Raw genomic sequence first — 16,416 nt, 5'->3', positions numbered from 1 at the left:
GAACCTGTATGTGTTCCGATTTTGGTGATGCAAATATCGATATATTTATCGATTTAACAAACATTTTTTCTCTTTTTTAAACTTTATGAAACTACATTTCGTTTATCTCACTGATAATATTATATTTAAAATATCAACTTTTTTTTTCAGACACTGACAAATGTTATTATTCATGAGCAAAAGAGAATTAAAACTTAGTAAAATCCGCATCGGAGACATCAGTATCTCTTATTATATCCGCCCCAGCAAATCTTATCCCGCGCCGAGAACCGTTCTCTTTATCCACGGTTTCCCATTTAATAAAAATACCTGGAAGCAACAATTATTGGATCTCGACGAAGAGTATACCGGGATTGCGATCGATGTCAGAGGCCATGGACTTAGCACAAACGGTCATGGTTTCTTTTCCGTTGACGTGTTTGCCAAAGACCTGGTGGAGTTTATTCGAAAACTCGACCTGAATCATGTGGTCTTGTGCGGCATTTCAATGGGGGGATATATTGCCCTGCGGGCATACGAATTGATCGGACAGCAGCTTTCAGGGCTTATTCTATGCGACACCAACTCGTTGGCTGATGACAACAAAGCCAAACAAAAGCGTTTTGACTCCATTCAGGCATTACTCAAATATGGGCGAAGACCATTTGCAATCGGTTTTACGGAGAACGTATTTTATGAGAAAACGATTCGGGAAAACCCGGAGGCCGTGGAATTGATCAAAAGCTGTATCCGCAGAAACGAGCTTGCCAGCATCTGTTCTACACAACTGGCGCTGGCCTCAAGGACAGACACTACGCATTCGCTCAGAACGATTATTATCCCCACATTGGTTATCAAAGGGAAGTACGACAAACTGATGAGCGAAGAACAGACGAATGTCCTCATTGAGAACATTCCTGACGTACGCTTCATGGAATTTGAAGAATCAGGTCATCTACCAAATCTCGAAGAACCTGAAAAGTTCAGTGCTGTATTGAATGAATTTCTCCGCAGCTTACCGTAAGCTCCCCAACGGCAGTCTAGATATAAGGAGGCGATGCACCGATACATTCAAAAAAAGCCACGGCAGTGGCTTAATTTCTTTTTTTCATTGATATTTCATTCCATTTCCGATTAGAACGAAAAATCATCTTTTGAGCGAACATCAGCTTCCTCAGCGAACGCATCGTCAAAATTAGGCTCATAACGTTTTTCGATTACTTCCTGATTAGACTTTATATAATTCACTACGTCCGTCAAACCTTCAGCAAACTTTTCAAAATCTTCTTTATATAAGAAAATCTTATGCTTAATAAACTGGCCATCCTCAAAGCGTTTCTTGCTTTCTGTGATAGTAATGTAGTAATCGTTCGATCGAGTTGCTTTTACATCAAAAAAATAAGTACGCTTGCCTGCTCTCACCTTTTTTGAAAAAACCTCTTCACGCTCTTTGTTTTCAAAATCTCCCATTGGTTGTTATTTAAGTTTAAAGTAATCTTAATCTTTGATAAATATATAATAATTCATTTTAATCCACCAAATAATATTAAAAAAAAAGAGAATAACTCGTAAAATTGATAGATTTGATCAGCCCTGTCCGGATAAAAATTAAACAACAAAGTTTTTTACCGACGAAATCAGTACATTTACCGAAAATATAAGTTGTATTACCTAAAGCGAATATGTACCGTTTATTTGTGTCTCTATCTTTGAGTCATAAATAGTAAAACATTATGGAAAAAGAACCTATCATACCGAACAGCAACAACAGCCGCAACATCGTGGGAGCGATTGTGATCATCATAGGTATATTCTTATTATTGAATAACCTTCACTTAGGAGACTGGTTTCCGAGCTGGCTGTTTGGCTGGCAGATGATCCTGATCATCATTGGCCTAGTCATTGGTATCAACTCTCAATTTCAGAAAAAATCGGCTATCATCCTGCTCATCATCGGCGGAGCCAGCCTTATTTCGAGGATGATGCGGACGGATTTTGGTTCGGTCACGGTCCCGATCATTATTATTTCTCTGGGGATTTATTTTATTATGAGCAAACGGAAGCCACCTGTAATTCCGCCGAGTTATCCGAATCCGCCTCAAGACAATTACGATTGGGACAAGCGCGTCCGTATTCCGGATGAAGGTGCTACAGAGCCAAGAACTGACACCTCTGAATCAAAGCCTTTTAATGAACGATATGGATCCAGCCAACAAGCCTCGCCCGACGCGCAGGCTTTTGGCGGCAATAGCAATAGCTCCTTTCATCAATCTTTTGAGGACAACCTCAACCTGAACAGCATCTTTGCCGGACAGAAGAAAGTGATCTATTCGAAGCAATTCAGAGGCGGCAATCTGACCAATGTATTTGGCAGCATTGAGCTGGACCTCACCAAAGCCGACATTCAGCAGCCTATTGTCATTGATACCTTTCAATTATTCGGTAGTGCACGAATTATTATTCCTCCACACTGGACAGTCGTCAGCAATGTTGCTTCTATATTGGGTTCGGTCGATGATCGCCGATTTCAGACGATATATAATCCCGACGCGGACAAAAAGATTTATATCACGGGTACCTGTATATTGGGTAGCCTAACGATCAAAAATGCTTAATACATGAAAACCAAACTCTCTTTCAGTATTAAAGGTCGATTAATAGGTATTATTTGCATATCCGTATTTATCGGATATCTGGCGTTGCAGTATTTGCTCATGCTACGCTCAGGCTTTGACGCACAACTGGCATTTAAAGACGCGCTGATCAATAGCGGGGTGATGATGTTCTGCTGCTATGGTATGTCGTCAGCGCTAAACTTCTATACCCCGCAACCCCGCGAAATATGGAAAGTTCTGATTATTGGTCTGGTCATGGCAGCAATCAGTACCCTATTAAGCCGTTTTTTGATGAGTTACCTGATCCAGTCCAATTTCATCGCATTGCTGGACTTGACATTACCTTATCGGGCGCTGGTCAATTTCCTAATTTTAACCTCTGTCGCCATTATCAATATTGTATGGAATATCCAGGAGGACAATATTAATAACATGAAGCGGAAGCAAGAGTCCGAAAATCTGCTGCGTGAAGCTGAGTTATACAATTTACGCCAACAGCTGCAACCCCACTTTTTGTTCAACAGCCTAAACTCCATCATTGCGCTAATCGGGTCCAACCCGGACGAAGCGCGTAACATGACATTCCAGCTTTCGGACTTCCTTCGAGGCACGCTGAGGAAAGAAAATAACCAGATCATTTCCCTGGAAGAAGAGCTCGATCATTTGCAACTTTACCTAGATATAGAAAAGGTACGTTTTGGCCACCGTCTCAACACGAGCATATCTTCAGCGGAGGATATATTCAGCTACAGACTACCCGCGATGATCATTCAGCCCCTGGTAGAAAACGCCATAAAACATGGGCTTTATAACGTCACCGATCAAGTCGACATCCAGATCAAGTGCATGGCAAACGAGGGACAACTCCTCATTCAGATCAGCAATCCTTTTGATGTGGAAGAACAATCAAAACCAAAAAAAGGCACCGGATTTGGCCTTTCTAGCATCCAGCGCCGTTTATATCTGCTATACGGAAGAAATGATCTGCTTGATACGCAGGTCCAGGACAATATATTTACCAGTACCCTAAAAATACCTCAATATGATTAAAGTCGTTATTATCGATGATGAACCATTGGCACGCTCAATTATTGCGGGCTACCTTAAAAGCGAAGCTGATATCAGCATTGTAGCAGCATGCGGAGACGGCTTTGAAGGTGTCAAAGCGATTCAGACCCATGAGCCGGATCTAGTTTTCCTGGATGTCCAGATGCCCAAACTGACAGGCTTCGAAATGCTTGAGCTTGTGGACGACCCACCAGCAATTATCTTCACCACTGCTTTTGATGAATATGCTCTAAAAGCGTTTGAAAAGAGTGCCTTGGATTATCTCCTTAAACCTGTTTCCCCCGCCCGTTTCAAAAAAGCGCTGGAGAAGTTCAGATCTAGCTACGCCGCCCCCGAAAAAAAAGTACAGCCTAATTATGAGGTCCTGTCGGCACAGGATGAAACAAAAATAGATCGTATCGTGGTCAAAACGGGCACCCAGATAAAAATTATCCCTATTGATACCGTCAAATACCTTGAATCATACGACGATTATGTGAAGATCCACACAAAAGATGGGATGTATCTAAAGAACAAGACGATGTCATTTTTTGAAAAATCACTGGACCCCAATCAATTCGTCCGCATTCATCGTTCATACATTATCAAGGTAGACCAGCTGGCCAAATTGGAACCGTATGAAAAAGACTCCTATATCGCTGCGTTGATATCCGGAGAGAAGCTTAACATCAGTAAATCGGGATATGCCCGGTTAAAACAATTGATTGGCATTTAAACATTACGTAGATTTGTGCCTATCGATAGTTATGAAACATTTTTTTACAACGATATTGCTAGGCATTACATCTTGTTCATTCGCACAGACAGACCCTGCGGAACAGATCAACAAGGGTATTTATAACAGGTTAGAATTTTTCATTAATTCACAGCTAACAGATTCTGCCTACCATCTGGCCAGCGATTCTTTTAGAAAACAATACAGTCAGTCAAGATTTTCGCAGATGCTGCAGGAGCTCTATCCTTTGGGGCGGATACAAAATTCGGTTATTACCGATTTTAAAAATGATACCGCAACTTACCGTGTAGATTTTGACGACAGATCGTTTGACCTGAAGCTCGCTACAGATTCAACACTTCAGTTTAACTGGTTAACCTGGAGTCCGGTGGAAGTCGATCAAGAAGAGATTGCGGTCGAAAAACCAAAAGAACCAGTAGTGGCTCCCAAAGTGGGCCAAATGGAGAATTTTTTCGTGGACTCGGTGGCACATGCTTACTTACAGCAACAAAACACACAGTCATTAGCCGTTGGTGTCGTGACAGGGGGACAATTGAAAACCTATTTTTATGGAGAAACCATCAAAGGCAGCTCCAGCTTGCCGACTGCCAATACCGTCTACGAAATCGGTTCGTTAAGCAAAGTGTTTACCGCGATCCTCCTCTCCAATTTGGTTGAAGAAGGTATCGTTACCTTGGATCAGCCTATCTCTCTATTTCTACCCGATTCGCTAAAAAAAAATGAGGACGTGGCGAAAATAACTTTTAAAATGCTCGCCAACCATACCTCCGGGTTGCCGCGACTTCCTGAAAACTTGGAAAAAGTAAAAAATTTCAATGCCAGCGACCCCTATAAAAGCTACGACCGAAAGGCGCTTTATACCTACTTATCTAGCTTCAAAAACACGAAAGTCGCAGGTGAGGAATATGAATACAGCAACTTGGGATATGCCGTTCTGGGAGATATCGTTAGTACAATCTATAAAAAATCTTATGAGCAGCTCGTAAAGGACCTAATATGCACGCCATTGGGCATGAATAATACCTTTCAAGTAATAAATGCAGCAAACAAAGATACCTTTAAAGTATACAACAAAGATGGTCAGGAAGTACCGATCTGGTCGTTTGACGCGTTCGCTCCGGCCGGTGGGCTAAAATCAACAGTTGAGGATCTGCTCAAATTTGTCCAGGCGCAGTTTAAGATGCCGCAAACCACATTGGAAAATGCCATGGCGAACACAAGACTATTTACATTTTTCCTTCCTCCGGACACGGACCTCGGACTGGCATGGCATATGAATTTATTGGACGATCTTACATTTTACTGGCACAACGGCGGTACAGCGGGCAGCAGTTCCTACCTTGCATTATCGCCAGATAAAAAATGCGGTGTCGTTGTATTGTCGAACTCTGCACATGCAGTTGATACCACAGGAACGGCCATACTTGACTACTTGCTTCATCACAAATAGAACATAAATACATTCGAGTAGAAAGCCGTATCCAAACAATGATATGGCTTTTATTGTTGTCATAAAAACCGCCAACTGTTCAATTTTGCTCAAGCTTCGAATATTGGCGCTCGACGAACAGCAGACCACGTAACGTATATGCAAATGAAAATATTTATAACAAAACGAATTCCCCAAAAAGGTATAGATTTATTAACCGCTGCCGGACATGAGGTCGAGGTACACAGTTCGCCCGAACCGCTATCGGAAACGGCACTGATACAGGCATGCCAGCGAGCGGACTTTGTGCTGAATGGAGGAATGCAAAAATTCGACAGCCATTTTTTCGCCAGCTGTCCCAATCTCAGAGCTCTTTCCCTCATGAGCGTAGGCTATGACAATGTTGATCTTTCTGCTGCCACACAGTATAAAGTTCCTGTCAGTAACACGCCGGGTGTATTATCGGGAGCTACTGCAGACCTTGCCTTTCTACTGATATTAGCCGTTTCCAGAAAAGCCTTTTTCCATCACAAGCGGATTCTTCAAGGCGACTGGAAAGGTTTCGACCCTACAGCACATCTTGGCGTCGAGCTCAATAACAAGACATTGGGCATATATGGTCTTGGCCGGATCGGCCTTGAATTGGCCCGAAAGGCAAGAGCGGCTTATAATATGGAGATAATTTATCATAATAGAGGACGGAACCATGAAGCGGAGCGGGTGCTTGGCGCCCGTTACGTTAACTTTGACGACCTTCTTACCCAGAGTGATGTACTGTCCATCCATGCGGCCCTCACCGCCGAAACGGCCAACAGATTTAATCAGGATGCCTTCCGGCGGATGAAAAACACTGCGATCCTGATCAATACGGCACGCGGGGGATTAGTTCATGAAAAGGATCTGGCGGATGCATTATATAGCGGACTATTGTGGGGCGCAGGGCTGGATGTGACTAACCCCGAACCTATGAAATCCGATAACCCGCTACTGCAGCTAGAAAATGTATGCATTTTACCTCATATCGGTTCAGCAACAGTGGAAACGAGAGATAACATGGCCCTCATGGCAGCAAGCAACTTGCTGGCAGCGATTAAAGGTCAACAAATGCCTCAGATCATCAATCCAGAAGTGTATATATGAAACAGCTTTTTTTTCGATTCCTGAACCGAGTCAATAAATTCCTGCTTCCCAAATATGGGAAGACAGATCCAATAAAATTAAAAAAGTACCAGCAGGCGATTATCGCCTACCGGTACTTTGTTCTTATCCGTGCTTTAGGAGACAGCTAACTATCTGTTTTTACAGGCCGACCTTGATCGCTTGCGTTCGAAACGATACTGATCTGCGTCGGATTGGGCGCCACACTGATGTCGTTCCGTTCCAATTCCAGCATGATTTTTTCCTGCATGGAGTTACGCACAGGCCAATAGTGTTCCCGCTTTGTCCAGGCACGTACGGTCAGCACAATCGAGCTGTTCCCCAACTCTTTCACAAATACCGTGGGCTCGGGGCTTGTCAGCACATTTTCATTGGCCCGGAGTACCCTAAGTATAATGTCTTTTGCGTCTTTAACATTCTTATCGTAAGAAATGCTAACTGTATATTCAAACATCCGCTGCACTATCTTCGTATAATTTTTAATCACCGAATTAGCCAGTGGTCCGTTGGGGCTAAAGATCCGCACACCATCATCACCGATCAAAGTCGAGTACAAAATATCAATCCGTTCGACAGTTCCGGAAGTACCATTGGCACTGGATATATAGTCCCCCACCTCAAATGGTCTGAACATCAGGATCAGGACTCCGCCTGCAAAATTACTAAGGCTTCCCTGAAGTGCCATGCCCACGGCCAGACCAAAGGCAGACAGTGCCGCGATAAAAGAAGTCGTTTGTATTCCGATCTGGCTCGCCACAGTCAGCAAAAGCATTACCCACATCACGATTTTTACAATACTGGATATAAAGGCCCGGATCGAGGGATCAACATTTCGTTTTTCAAAACGCTTATGTAACAGACGGTTGATCAAATTAATCACGTATTTACCAATAATCAAAAGTATAATACCCCCGATGATACCAGGTATCGCATCGATCACAACATCCGTTAGACGGCCCACTTTCGTTTCCAGATTGTCCAAATTACTTTCCATAATATTCAAATTATTTATCGTTTTTCGAAACAAGTATTGTTCCAAGCTGACAATTTCGCCTCCAAAATTTTCAAATCATTGAAAAATACCACAAAACATGCTATTACCACCACTTTAATAAAAGGAAAACTAGGTATCTTTGTGATATGAATAAAAAAAGCACCATTCCAATCATTGATAGCTGTAGTCTTGACTTGAATAATAAGACGACTATACATATTGATGATTTAGGAGAATATGTCATCAAGCATGACAATATGGTGTTTCCACATAAACACAATTTCTACCACTTTGTATTATTTACGGCCGGCTCGGGACAACACATCATTGATTTCAACCAGTATACCATCCGGCCTTATCAGCTTTATTTTATGGCTCCCGGCCAAGTTCACACCTGGAACTTCCAAGGCGATGAAGAAGGTTTTGTTGTCAATTTTGCTTCAGATTATTTTCAGTCTTTTCTTCTAAGGACAGATTACCTGGAGCGCTTCAGCTTCTTACAGGGCAAAATGGAGCACCTGATTTTCGAGTTGGAGGAGTCATTCCGGGAGCAGGCAATACACATTCTTAAGCAAATTTTAACTGCCAAATCAAATCATCTCAACGAAGACTACATCCGGACTTTGTTATTACAATTCTTGCTATACATTGCCATGCGTTCGGAAAAAGAAGAGAAAGAGGGCAGTAATCCGTACAACCATAAAATTTTCAATAGTTTCCAGCAGCTGGTCGAACAGCAGTTTAAGTCCACGAAGTTACCTAGTGTATATGCGGATCAGTTGTTTATCACTCCCAATCATCTCAACGCCATCTGTAAGTCTTATATAGGACAGTCCGCGGGCGAGATCATCCGAAGCCGTATCATCCTTGAAGCCAAGCGGCTACTGATCAATAAGAATTTAAATATTACTGAGATTGCCGATGAACTACAGTTTAAAGACAACTCCTATTTCACAAAATTTTTTAAAAAATCCACTGGACTCACACCGGAAGAGTTCAGAAAACGACTATAACTATGAAAGAAGCAAAACAGGAATTATCCGAATTCAAAGCTGCATGGCAGGCAAAATGCCCAAGATGCCGTATCGGTCATGTTTACAAAGGTCCGGCCTATGGTTTGAAAGTACAGAAAATGAACAAACACTGCGAATACTGCGGTCTACGATACGAACGTGAACCCGGCTATTTTTACGGTGCTATGTACGTTACCTATGCTTTTGCCATCGCAGAGATGGTAGCAGCTTGTATGGCAACCTATATCATAACTGGTAATGACTCATCTTTTGTACTATACGCGACGGTGGCCATATTAAGTGTAGTGCTGATGTCACCTTTCAACTATCGGTATTCACGGATCATATTGATGTATTGGCTTACCCCCGGTCTACGCTATGATCCCAATGTTAAAAAGAAAGAAGTTGATGTCAGGGCTTCTGCATAAAGATCAATATCCTTATCTTTAGGCTAATGAAGGATATCATCTATTTGGATAACAACGCCACTACCCGGATTCTGGATGAAGTATGGAACGAGATGTATCCCTATTTCATCCAGAATTATGCAAATGCCTCCAGCATCTATCATCCGATGGGCAGGGAAGCTAACGCTGCCGTAGAAGTAGCCCGTACTCAGGTTGCCACAGCGCTACACTGTTCGACAAAAGAGGTCTTTTTCAATTCCGGTTCCACGGAAAGTATCAATACGGTACTACGGGGTGTTTTTGAAAAATATCGATCTAAGGGAAAACATATTATTACCGCAGTTACCGAGCACAAAGCTGTGTTGAGCTGCTGTGATCAGCTCTCCCTGCAGGGAGCGCTGATTACTTATCTTCCGGTGGACGCACAAGGACAGATCTCAACAGCTGACTTACAAGCCGCCATTACCCCAGAAACCATATTGGTCTGTTTAATGGCTGCCAACAACGAAACAGGCGTCCTATCTCCTATCGATGAAATCGCTACCATTTGCAAGCGAGAAGATATTCTATTTTTTTGTGACGCTACTCAGGCCGTCGGCAAGGTCATCCTGGACCTGCAGTCGACTCCCATTGATATGTTGTGCCTAAGCGCACATAAAATTCATGGTCCGAAAGGAATCGGCGCGCTTTTTATCCGCAGGAAATCCAAACCCATACAGCTCTCCCCATTGATCGTGGGCGGCGGTCAAGAGCAGAGTTTCCGCGGGGGAACCTACAATGTACCCGCTATCGTCGGACTAGGCAAGGCGATGGCAAGCGTTACACCCAACATCTATAGCGGTGTCCGTGATCTTCGGGATCTGTTGGAAACATCGTTGGGCGAAATACCGGAAATAATTATCCATGGCAGCTGTGCAGCACGCCTGCCCACCACTAGTTATATCAGTTTCAGGCACATCCTCGCCAGCGAGATTATGACCGCTTGTCCAGATTTAGCTTTATCGTCAGGTGCAGCCTGCGTAACGGGCTCCAGGGAGCCGTCACATGTACTGACGGCAATGGGTCTGTCCAAAGAGGATGCGCTTTCGGCTATCCGGTTTAGTCTCAGTATACTGACAACACGGGAAGAAATTATCCAATGTACCGAGCTGATCAAAGCCGCTGTAAAAAAGATAAGAGCACAATCCCCTATCTGGCAGCTTCATCAGGCGGGACTCCTAAGCTGATTTATGACATTCTAAAAACTTACAACAGGCAAAACATATTCATATTGTATGTATCTTTGCTTTACACAAAGACAGAGCTATGATTACAGTTACAGACAAAGCGAAAGACCGCATCGAGGAAATCATGAAAAATGAGCAATATGACAGCAGTTATTTTGTACGTGTTGCTGTGGAAAGTGGTGGTTGTTCAGGCTTGAGCTATAAGCTAAATTTCGACAACGAAGAAAAAAAAGGCGACCAGTTTTTCGAAGATAAAGGAGTCAAGATATGTTTAGATATCAAGTCCTTTCTCTATTTAGCGGGGACAGAACTTGATTATTCCGATGGATTGACGGGCAAAGGTTTTGAGTTCCACAACCCCAATGCCAGCCGTACCTGTGCCTGCGGGGAAAGCTTTTCTGTTTAATTCATACTAATGAAAAAAAGAGCTATGGACTCATTTCAGAGCTCTTTTTTTATTTCTTGAGATTTTCTCTTTCGAAATTGATAGTTTTATAATTAACCGCCAGCCCAGCTACTTATTGTTATAATATTTGTATTTTTTCAACACTTTAATATATAAATATTAAAAATAACAACAAAATACCCTAGCCAATGATATTTTCATATTTTTGTATCAAATAACTAAAAATAGGAATGACGCTATATACCTGTTCCGTATATAGCTATTCAATTGACTCGTATGGAGGGAAGAAAACTTTTGAATACCGAGGTTGCTATCAGCTTCGTTAAAGATACATTTGTCCAAGAATTAAAAAAACGACTAAATCTTATTCCCATTTCGTCACCACTGGTTGTATTAGATGGCACAGGACTGAACGATGACTTAAACGGCATTGAGCGGCCCGTTTCCTTTCCGATCAAATCACTAAATGAGAAAAAAGCGGTAGTGGTCCACTCCTTGGCAAAATGGAAACGTGTACGTTTGAAAGAACTTGAAATGCTACCGGGAGAAGGTATAATAACTGACATGAAAGCCCTTCGTCCTGACGAGGATTACACACCGATACACTCCATCTATGTAGATCAGTGGGACTGGGAAAAAGTCATCGCAAAAGAACAACGCAACCTCTCCTTTCTCAGGGAGACGGTACTTGAAATATATCAATCGCTTCGATTTGCAGAAACCGAAGTGGAAAAGAGATACCCACATTTACAAGCGATCCTACCGGAGAATATTACCTTTATTTCGTCCGAAGAATTACTGCAGAAATATCCGGAACTGAGCGCCAAAGAACGTGAGAACGCCATCACCAAAGCGTATGGGGCAGTCTTCCTGTATGGTATCGGCGGTGCACTCAGCAATGGTGTGGCACACGATGGACGCGCGGCTGATTACGATGATTGGAGCACGGTAAACGAGGCTGGTTACCATGGACTAAATGGCGACATTCTTGTCTGGAATCCTGTTTTAAATGCTGCCTTCGAACTGTCTTCGATGGGAATCCGGGTTGATAAAAAGGCATTGTCGCATCAGATGGAAATCAGAAACTGTACTGAAAAATCAAAATTAACGTTCCATACCATGCTGCTCAACGACGAGCTACCCCAATCCATCGGCGGTGGAATCGGACAATCCAGGGTCTGTATGTTTATGCTCAAAAAGAAACATATCGGAGAGGTACAGGTCAGTATATGGGAAGAGGACAAAAAGCAGTCCCTTAGACAGGAAGGTATAGATATCCTCTAGAATAATACTTTTGAGGAATTATTAACATCCATAGCCGTACCTCATAAACAAAAGGTAATCTTTGTCATCAAGGATTACCTTTTGTTTTTAATTTGTACTTTTGTACATGCAGCTACAAGCGATCTTAAACAGGTTAGGCATTTCATCTTTGAATGAAATGCAAGAGGACGTTCTGGAATCTTATGAAAGTGATAGGGATCTGATATTACTTTCACCTACGGGATCAGGAAAGACATTGGCCTTTTCATTGTTGCTGCTTGGACAGCTCGCTGGACATGCGGGTAAGGTGGAAGTGCTCGTCATGGTCCCCAGCCGTGAGCTGGCCATGCAGATTGAACAAGTATTAAAAAAAATTGCGATCGGTCATAAGGTGACCTGTGTATATGGAGGACATAGTACCAGTATTGAGAAAAACAGACTGAAGGAGGCTCCGGCAATAATTATCGGAACACCCGGCCGAATAAAACATCATCTCGAAGAAAGAAATTTTGATGCCGGGCATATCCACACCTTGGTTTTGGACGAGTACGATAAATCACTGGAATTGGGTTTCCATCAGCAGATGGATTTTATCATTCGACAGCTCCCAGCGGTCCGATCGCGCATAATGACCTCTGCAACTTTCATGGAGAGCATTCCTGCCTTCACAAAAATTCAGTCTCCGGTGCTTGTGAATTTTCTAGGTGATCGAGCAAAGATGCCCCAGATAACGATAAAAAAGGTCGTGGCCCCCGTACAAAAGAAGCTCGAAGCGCTGCTCAAACTTATCTGTAAAACCGGGAATAAAAAAACGATCGTTTTTTGCAATCATCGTGAGGCGGTAGACCACGTCAGCCAACTGCTTTCGAATAGAAATATTATCCATGACAGTTTCCATGGCGGGCTTGAACAGCAGGACCGTGAGTTAGCACTTTTAAAATTCAGAAATCATTCCAATCACTTACTGATTACGACTGATCTCGCTGCTAGAGGACTTGACATTCCACAAGTTGACGTCATCATCCATTACCAGCTGCCCTTGCAGGAAGATGCATTTATACACCGTAACGGTCGTACGGCACGCATGCAGGCAGAGGGTGAAGTGTATGTGATGCTCAAACCTGACGAAGTATATCTCTTTATTCCGGCGGAAACAGCCAAAGAAGAATTTCCCGAATATTACGATCTTCCGGAAAATTCACCTTTCGCCACCCTTTACATCAGTGCAGGCCGAAAAGATAAGATCAATAAGATCGACATCGTCGGCTTTTTGCTCCATTTAGAAGGCGTAGAAAAAGAGGACATCGGCATTATCGAGATCAAAGACAAGGCAGCCTATGTGGCTGTAAAACGGGATCTGGCAACAACAATCATTAAAATAGCAAATGGCCAAAAAATCAAAGGCCGAAAAGTAAAAATTGGTCTCGCCTAGAAAGGCAATGCGCCCGGAAACATACCGGGCACACGATAGCGTATCCAGTCATGAAAATATTCGGACTTCCGGACATAAGGCTGAACACTCTGTTTGCAAATTGCCATTTATTTTACTGTTGTAGATCTTTTAAGTAATCCAGATACCGTCTCACAGCTTCCCGTTTTCGATCTGTCAAATGGAAGTCGAGATGCTGAGTAAGATACTTGTTATAATCAAAACCTTCAAATTTGGGCAGCCCAACAATTACATCGGCCGCGTGTGCCACACCATAAGCCAGAGCGGCGTTAAAATCCCGCACGAAGCGATCCGGTAACCTCTTATTGCTCACCCAAAGCGCGAAGGCAAACGGCAAGCCTGTAAAATTGAACCATTCCTGACCTAAATCATAAACAAAAGGAACAGAATTTTTCTTTCCAAAGGTACGGTCACCTATCAGCACATAGGCGTCTGCTGTTTCGGCATCATCCGTAATCAACCTAACATCCTTTTTCCAATAATTTTTGAGTAATACACGCGCCAAACCATTTGACGTACGGGACTGCTTATCAAGCTTCAAGGTATTCACCTCCTCAATCGGTTTGATAGAAAAGATAAATACGGAATCCACCGCTCCTTCGGTACCTATACAAAAATCCGTATTGATATAATATTCTGGTAGACTCAACAATGCAGCGGTAGGAATAATACCGATATCCGCTTCATCGTCTATGACTTTTTGTGCACATGCACTTGGATAATCAACGCTCAGATCAATCTGATCCATGACCTCTGATTTACGTATTCCATTTAAAAATGGATAAGTATTTGTGTAAGATACGGCTGAAACTCTAATTTTATTCATTCATTAATGCTTCTAAGTGCGCTATATTGTAATGGTCGATAATCTCAAAACGGCCATTCTCATACAGCAGTTTATACAAAGCAGTATTTGTATGTGGAAAATCATCCATATAACGGGCATCAATACCGGTCATCAGACAGAGCATAATACGCAAGGCGCGTCCATGCATGCAGACAAGGATATTTTTTTCATCTTTTCGAGCCAGCATATGGTCCAATGCAATCTGCTGACGTGCCATCAACTCGTTCGGAGACTCTCCATTTTCAATACTGACGTCCAATTCTCCGTTGCGCCATGCGGCAACCAATTGCTCAAAACCAGCCAATAGTTCGGGAGTCTGCTCTTTGCCTTCATAGATTCCCCAACTGATTTCGTCCAGGCCCACCAATTGCTCCCAGGGTAGATTCATATCAATAAAGCCTTGCACCGTCTGATGCGTACGCAATAAGGTTGATGTATATATTTTATCAAAAGGCACCGAACGATAACGTTCGAAGAATGCCTGCGCCTGAGCCAAACCCGTTTCATTTAATGGCGAGTTAACTCCTCTTCCCTGTACAATCCCTCTCAGATTTAAATCCGTCTGTCCGTGCCGTATAAAATAAAATGTCTTTTTCAAAATAAGGTATCTAATTTAAGGATTCACCACAGGAAGTGCATAATAGCTTTTCTTTTGTGGGCTGTTATCGAAGACATAATCTTGATAATCAGTCACCACATTATATAAAGTATCCCGTTCGATCGGATGGCGTCCCACATTTTTTATGAGTTCCACCACCTCCTGTGTCGTCATACCCGGCTTCTGCTCCTCTGCCCCCGCCATGCTATAGATCTTGGTCGTATCGTCCAGTGTCCCGTCAATATCGTCCACACCAAAAGCCAGAGACAACTGTGCTGTATCTCTTGAGATCATTGCCCAATAAGCCTTAATATGGTCAAAGTTATCCATATAGATTCGGGCAATAGCATAATTTCTGAGATCCTCAACAACCGATACTTCCGGAATATGAGACATTTGATTTTCTTTATTCCTAAATTTCAACGGAATGAATGTCTGAAATCCGCCTGTCTTGTCCTGTAGCTGTCTCAGACGTTCCATATGGTCTACTCGATGCCAGAATTGCTCAATATGGCCATATAACATGGTCGCATTGGTATGCATTCCAAGACGGTGCGCCTGTTCGTGAATGTCAAGCCATTGTTCGGCAGTACATTTGTCATGCGCGATCTGCTCCCTAATTTCGGGATGGAAGATTTCCGCGCCACCGCCGGGCATGGAATCGAGCCCACAGGACTGCAGGTATTTCAACCCTTCGTAATGACTTAATTTTGCTTTTTTGAAGATATAATAGTATTCTACCGGCGTCAGCCCCTTGATATGTAACTCGGGGCGATGTGCCTTACATCTTCTAAAAAAATCGGCGTAGAACTCGAGGTTTTGCTTAGGCACGACACCGCCCGTAATATGCACTTCCGTCACGGGTTCATGATCGTATTTCTTGACGATATCCATCATCCCGTCAACGTCCATCTCCCAGCCTTCAGCCCGCTGTTTGATCAGCCTGGAATACGAACAGAATTTACAGTCATAAACACATACGTTGGTGGGCTCAATATGAAAATTGCGATTAAAAAACGTACGGTCTCCATGACGTTTTTCACGGATATAGTTGGCAAGGACACCAAGATAGCCCAATTCTCCTTTTTCGTATAAAAGAACTCCTTCTTCAAAAGTGATACGCTCTTCTCGCAAAACTTTTTCTGCTATATTTCTTAATTCACCCGCTAAATTCTTATCGTTGATCAAGAAATTCAATTTATCTGTTGCGTTCATTACATGTATCTC

General features: G+C 42.8%; 18 protein-coding genes. 13 read left to right on the top strand and 5 right to left on the bottom strand.

Going from position 1 to position 16,416, the window contains the following annotated elements; genetic code table 11:
• Positions 1-172: 172 nt before the first annotated feature.
• Positions 173-1,003, top strand: coding sequence for an alpha/beta fold hydrolase (locus tag K7A41_RS22955; protein WP_028068557.1), 831 nt, complete (start codon positions 173-175; stop codon positions 1,001-1,003).
• Positions 1,004-1,113: 110 nt separating this feature from the next.
• On the opposite strand, the gene K7A41_RS22950 is transcribed toward K7A41_RS22955, so the two are convergent.
• Entirely contained in the window at positions 1,114-1,449 is a 336-nt protein-coding gene (locus K7A41_RS22950) for a DUF3276 family protein (protein WP_028068558.1), read from the bottom strand.
• 263 nt (positions 1,450-1,712) lie between these two features.
• Between K7A41_RS22950 and K7A41_RS22945 the strand changes: the two genes are divergently transcribed.
• The 6 genes from K7A41_RS22945 (at position 1,713) to K7A41_RS22920 (ending at position 7,116) form a co-directional block, all read left to right on the top strand.
• Positions 1,713-2,594 (top strand): LiaF transmembrane domain-containing protein, encoded by an 882-nt coding sequence (locus K7A41_RS22945; protein WP_265715735.1) that lies wholly within the window; start codon positions 1,713-1,715, stop codon positions 2,592-2,594.
• A gap of 3 nt (positions 2,595-2,597) precedes the next feature.
• Positions 2,598-3,644 carry a sensor histidine kinase gene (locus K7A41_RS22940; protein WP_265715734.1) on the top strand — a complete coding sequence of 349 codons (1,047 nt, stop codon included), beginning with the start codon at positions 2,598-2,600 and terminating at the stop codon, positions 3,642-3,644.
• Positions 3,637-4,377 (top strand): LytR/AlgR family response regulator transcription factor, encoded by a 741-nt coding sequence (locus K7A41_RS22935; protein ID WP_265715733.1) that lies wholly within the window; start codon positions 3,637-3,639, stop codon positions 4,375-4,377. Before K7A41_RS22940 ends, K7A41_RS22935 begins: the two co-directional genes overlap by 8 nt.
• 31 nt (positions 4,378-4,408) lie before the next feature.
• Positions 4,409-5,848: a serine hydrolase domain-containing protein gene (locus K7A41_RS22930; protein WP_265715732.1), complete on the top strand. Its 1,440-nt coding sequence runs from the start codon at positions 4,409-4,411 to the stop codon at positions 5,846-5,848.
• A 144-nt stretch (positions 5,849-5,992) separates the two neighbouring features.
• The gene (locus tag K7A41_RS22925; protein ID WP_028068562.1) at positions 5,993-6,967 is read left to right on the top strand and encodes a 2-hydroxyacid dehydrogenase; all 975 of its coding nucleotides are present in this window, start codon (positions 5,993-5,995) and stop codon (positions 6,965-6,967) included.
• Entirely contained in the window at positions 6,964-7,116 is a 153-nt protein-coding gene (locus K7A41_RS22920) for a hypothetical protein (RefSeq protein ID WP_265715731.1), read from the top strand. Before K7A41_RS22925 ends, K7A41_RS22920 begins: the two co-directional genes overlap by 4 nt.
• On the opposite strand, the gene K7A41_RS22915 is transcribed toward K7A41_RS22920, so the two are convergent.
• Positions 7,113-7,979 (bottom strand): mechanosensitive ion channel family protein, encoded by an 867-nt coding sequence (locus K7A41_RS22915; RefSeq protein ID WP_265715730.1) that lies wholly within the window; start codon positions 7,977-7,979, stop codon positions 7,113-7,115. The genes K7A41_RS22920 and K7A41_RS22915 overlap by 4 nt on opposite strands.
• A gap of 146 nt (positions 7,980-8,125) precedes the next feature.
• Between K7A41_RS22915 and K7A41_RS22910 the strand changes: the two genes are divergently transcribed.
• The 6 genes from K7A41_RS22910 (at position 8,126) to K7A41_RS22885 (ending at position 13,726) form a co-directional block, all read left to right on the top strand.
• Positions 8,126-8,992, top strand: coding sequence for an AraC family transcriptional regulator (locus K7A41_RS22910; RefSeq protein ID WP_028068564.1), 867 nt, complete (start codon positions 8,126-8,128; stop codon positions 8,990-8,992).
• 2 nt (positions 8,993-8,994) lie between these two features.
• On the top strand, positions 8,995-9,420 hold the full coding sequence (locus K7A41_RS22905; protein ID WP_265715729.1) for a DUF983 domain-containing protein: 426 nt from the start codon (positions 8,995-8,997) through the stop codon (positions 9,418-9,420).
• Between the two features lie 26 nt (positions 9,421-9,446).
• Entirely contained in the window at positions 9,447-10,625 is a 1,179-nt protein-coding gene (locus K7A41_RS22900; protein ID WP_265715728.1) for a cysteine desulfurase family protein, read from the top strand.
• A gap of 79 nt (positions 10,626-10,704) precedes the next feature.
• Positions 10,705-11,031 carry a HesB/IscA family protein gene (locus K7A41_RS22895; protein WP_028068567.1) on the top strand — a complete coding sequence of 109 codons (327 nt, stop codon included), beginning with the start codon at positions 10,705-10,707 and terminating at the stop codon, positions 11,029-11,031.
• A gap of 276 nt (positions 11,032-11,307) precedes the next feature.
• On the top strand, positions 11,308-12,315 hold the full coding sequence (gene asnA, locus K7A41_RS22890; protein ID WP_028068568.1) for an aspartate--ammonia ligase: 1,008 nt from the start codon (positions 11,308-11,310) through the stop codon (positions 12,313-12,315).
• 157 nt (positions 12,316-12,472) lie between these two features.
• Positions 12,473-13,726 carry a DEAD/DEAH box helicase gene (locus K7A41_RS22885; protein ID WP_416221956.1) on the top strand — a complete coding sequence of 418 codons (1,254 nt, stop codon included), beginning with the start codon at positions 12,473-12,475 and terminating at the stop codon, positions 13,724-13,726.
• Positions 13,727-13,838: 112 nt separating this feature from the next.
• Here K7A41_RS22885 and K7A41_RS22880 read toward each other — a convergent pair whose 3' ends face one another.
• Genes K7A41_RS22880 through mqnE form a run of 3 tightly spaced genes read right to left on the bottom strand, consistent with a single transcriptional unit; the run spans position 13,839 to position 16,404 of the window.
• Positions 13,839-14,570 (bottom strand): menaquinone biosynthetic enzyme MqnA/MqnD family protein, encoded by a 732-nt coding sequence (locus tag K7A41_RS22880; protein WP_265715726.1) that lies wholly within the window; start codon positions 14,568-14,570, stop codon positions 13,839-13,841.
• Positions 14,563-15,189: a histidine phosphatase family protein gene (locus K7A41_RS22875; protein WP_028068571.1), complete on the bottom strand. Its 627-nt coding sequence runs from the start codon at positions 15,187-15,189 to the stop codon at positions 14,563-14,565. Before K7A41_RS22875 ends, K7A41_RS22880 begins: the two co-directional genes overlap by 8 nt.
• A gap of 15 nt (positions 15,190-15,204) precedes the next feature.
• A complete protein-coding gene (gene mqnE, locus K7A41_RS22870; protein WP_265715725.1) occupies positions 15,205-16,404 on the bottom strand; it encodes an aminofutalosine synthase MqnE in 1,200 nt (399 codons plus the stop codon).
• Positions 16,405-16,416 lie beyond the last annotated feature (12 nt).

Origin of the sequence: Sphingobacterium sp. InxBP1, assembly GCF_026191775.1 — a bacterium.
GTDB lineage: Bacteria > Bacteroidota > Bacteroidia > Sphingobacteriales > Sphingobacteriaceae > Sphingobacterium > Sphingobacterium thalpophilum.
This window is presented reverse-complemented; position numbering and strand designations above follow the sequence as displayed.

Excerpts from the sequence above, each read along its gene's own strand:
- K7A41_RS22950 (WP_028068558.1), bottom strand. The coding sequence starts at position 1,449 with ATGGGAGATTTTGAAAACAAAGAGCGTGAAGAGGTTTTTTCAAAAAAG.
- K7A41_RS22900 (WP_265715728.1), top strand. The coding sequence starts at position 9,447 with ATGAAGGATATCATCTATTTGGATAACAACGCCACTACCCGGATTCTG.
- K7A41_RS22880 (WP_265715726.1), bottom strand. The coding sequence starts at position 14,570 with ATGAATAAAATTAGAGTTTCAGCCGTATCTTACACAAATACTTATCCA.
- K7A41_RS22925 (WP_028068562.1), top strand. The coding sequence starts at position 5,993 with ATGAAAATATTTATAACAAAACGAATTCCCCAAAAAGGTATAGATTTA.
- K7A41_RS22910 (WP_028068564.1), top strand. The coding sequence starts at position 8,126 with ATGAATAAAAAAAGCACCATTCCAATCATTGATAGCTGTAGTCTTGAC.
- mqnE (WP_265715725.1), bottom strand. The coding sequence starts at position 16,404 with ATGAACGCAACAGATAAATTGAATTTCTTGATCAACGATAAGAATTTA.
- K7A41_RS22935 (WP_265715733.1), top strand. The coding sequence starts at position 3,637 with ATGATTAAAGTCGTTATTATCGATGATGAACCATTGGCACGCTCAATT.
- K7A41_RS22940 (WP_265715734.1), top strand. The coding sequence starts at position 2,598 with ATGAAAACCAAACTCTCTTTCAGTATTAAAGGTCGATTAATAGGTATT.
- K7A41_RS22895 (WP_028068567.1), top strand. The coding sequence starts at position 10,705 with ATGATTACAGTTACAGACAAAGCGAAAGACCGCATCGAGGAAATCATG.
- K7A41_RS22915 (WP_265715730.1), bottom strand. The coding sequence starts at position 7,979 with ATGGAAAGTAATTTGGACAATCTGGAAACGAAAGTGGGCCGTCTAACG.
- asnA (WP_028068568.1), top strand. The coding sequence starts at position 11,308 with ATGGAGGGAAGAAAACTTTTGAATACCGAGGTTGCTATCAGCTTCGTT.
- K7A41_RS22905 (WP_265715729.1), top strand. The coding sequence starts at position 8,995 with ATGAAAGAAGCAAAACAGGAATTATCCGAATTCAAAGCTGCATGGCAG.
- K7A41_RS22930 (WP_265715732.1), top strand. The coding sequence starts at position 4,409 with ATGAAACATTTTTTTACAACGATATTGCTAGGCATTACATCTTGTTCA.
- K7A41_RS22945 (WP_265715735.1), top strand. The coding sequence starts at position 1,713 with ATGGAAAAAGAACCTATCATACCGAACAGCAACAACAGCCGCAACATC.
- K7A41_RS22885 (WP_416221956.1), top strand. The coding sequence starts at position 12,473 with ATGCAAGAGGACGTTCTGGAATCTTATGAAAGTGATAGGGATCTGATA.
- K7A41_RS22955 (WP_028068557.1), top strand. The coding sequence starts at position 173 with ATGAGCAAAAGAGAATTAAAACTTAGTAAAATCCGCATCGGAGACATC.
- K7A41_RS22920 (WP_265715731.1), top strand. The coding sequence starts at position 6,964 with ATGAAACAGCTTTTTTTTCGATTCCTGAACCGAGTCAATAAATTCCTG.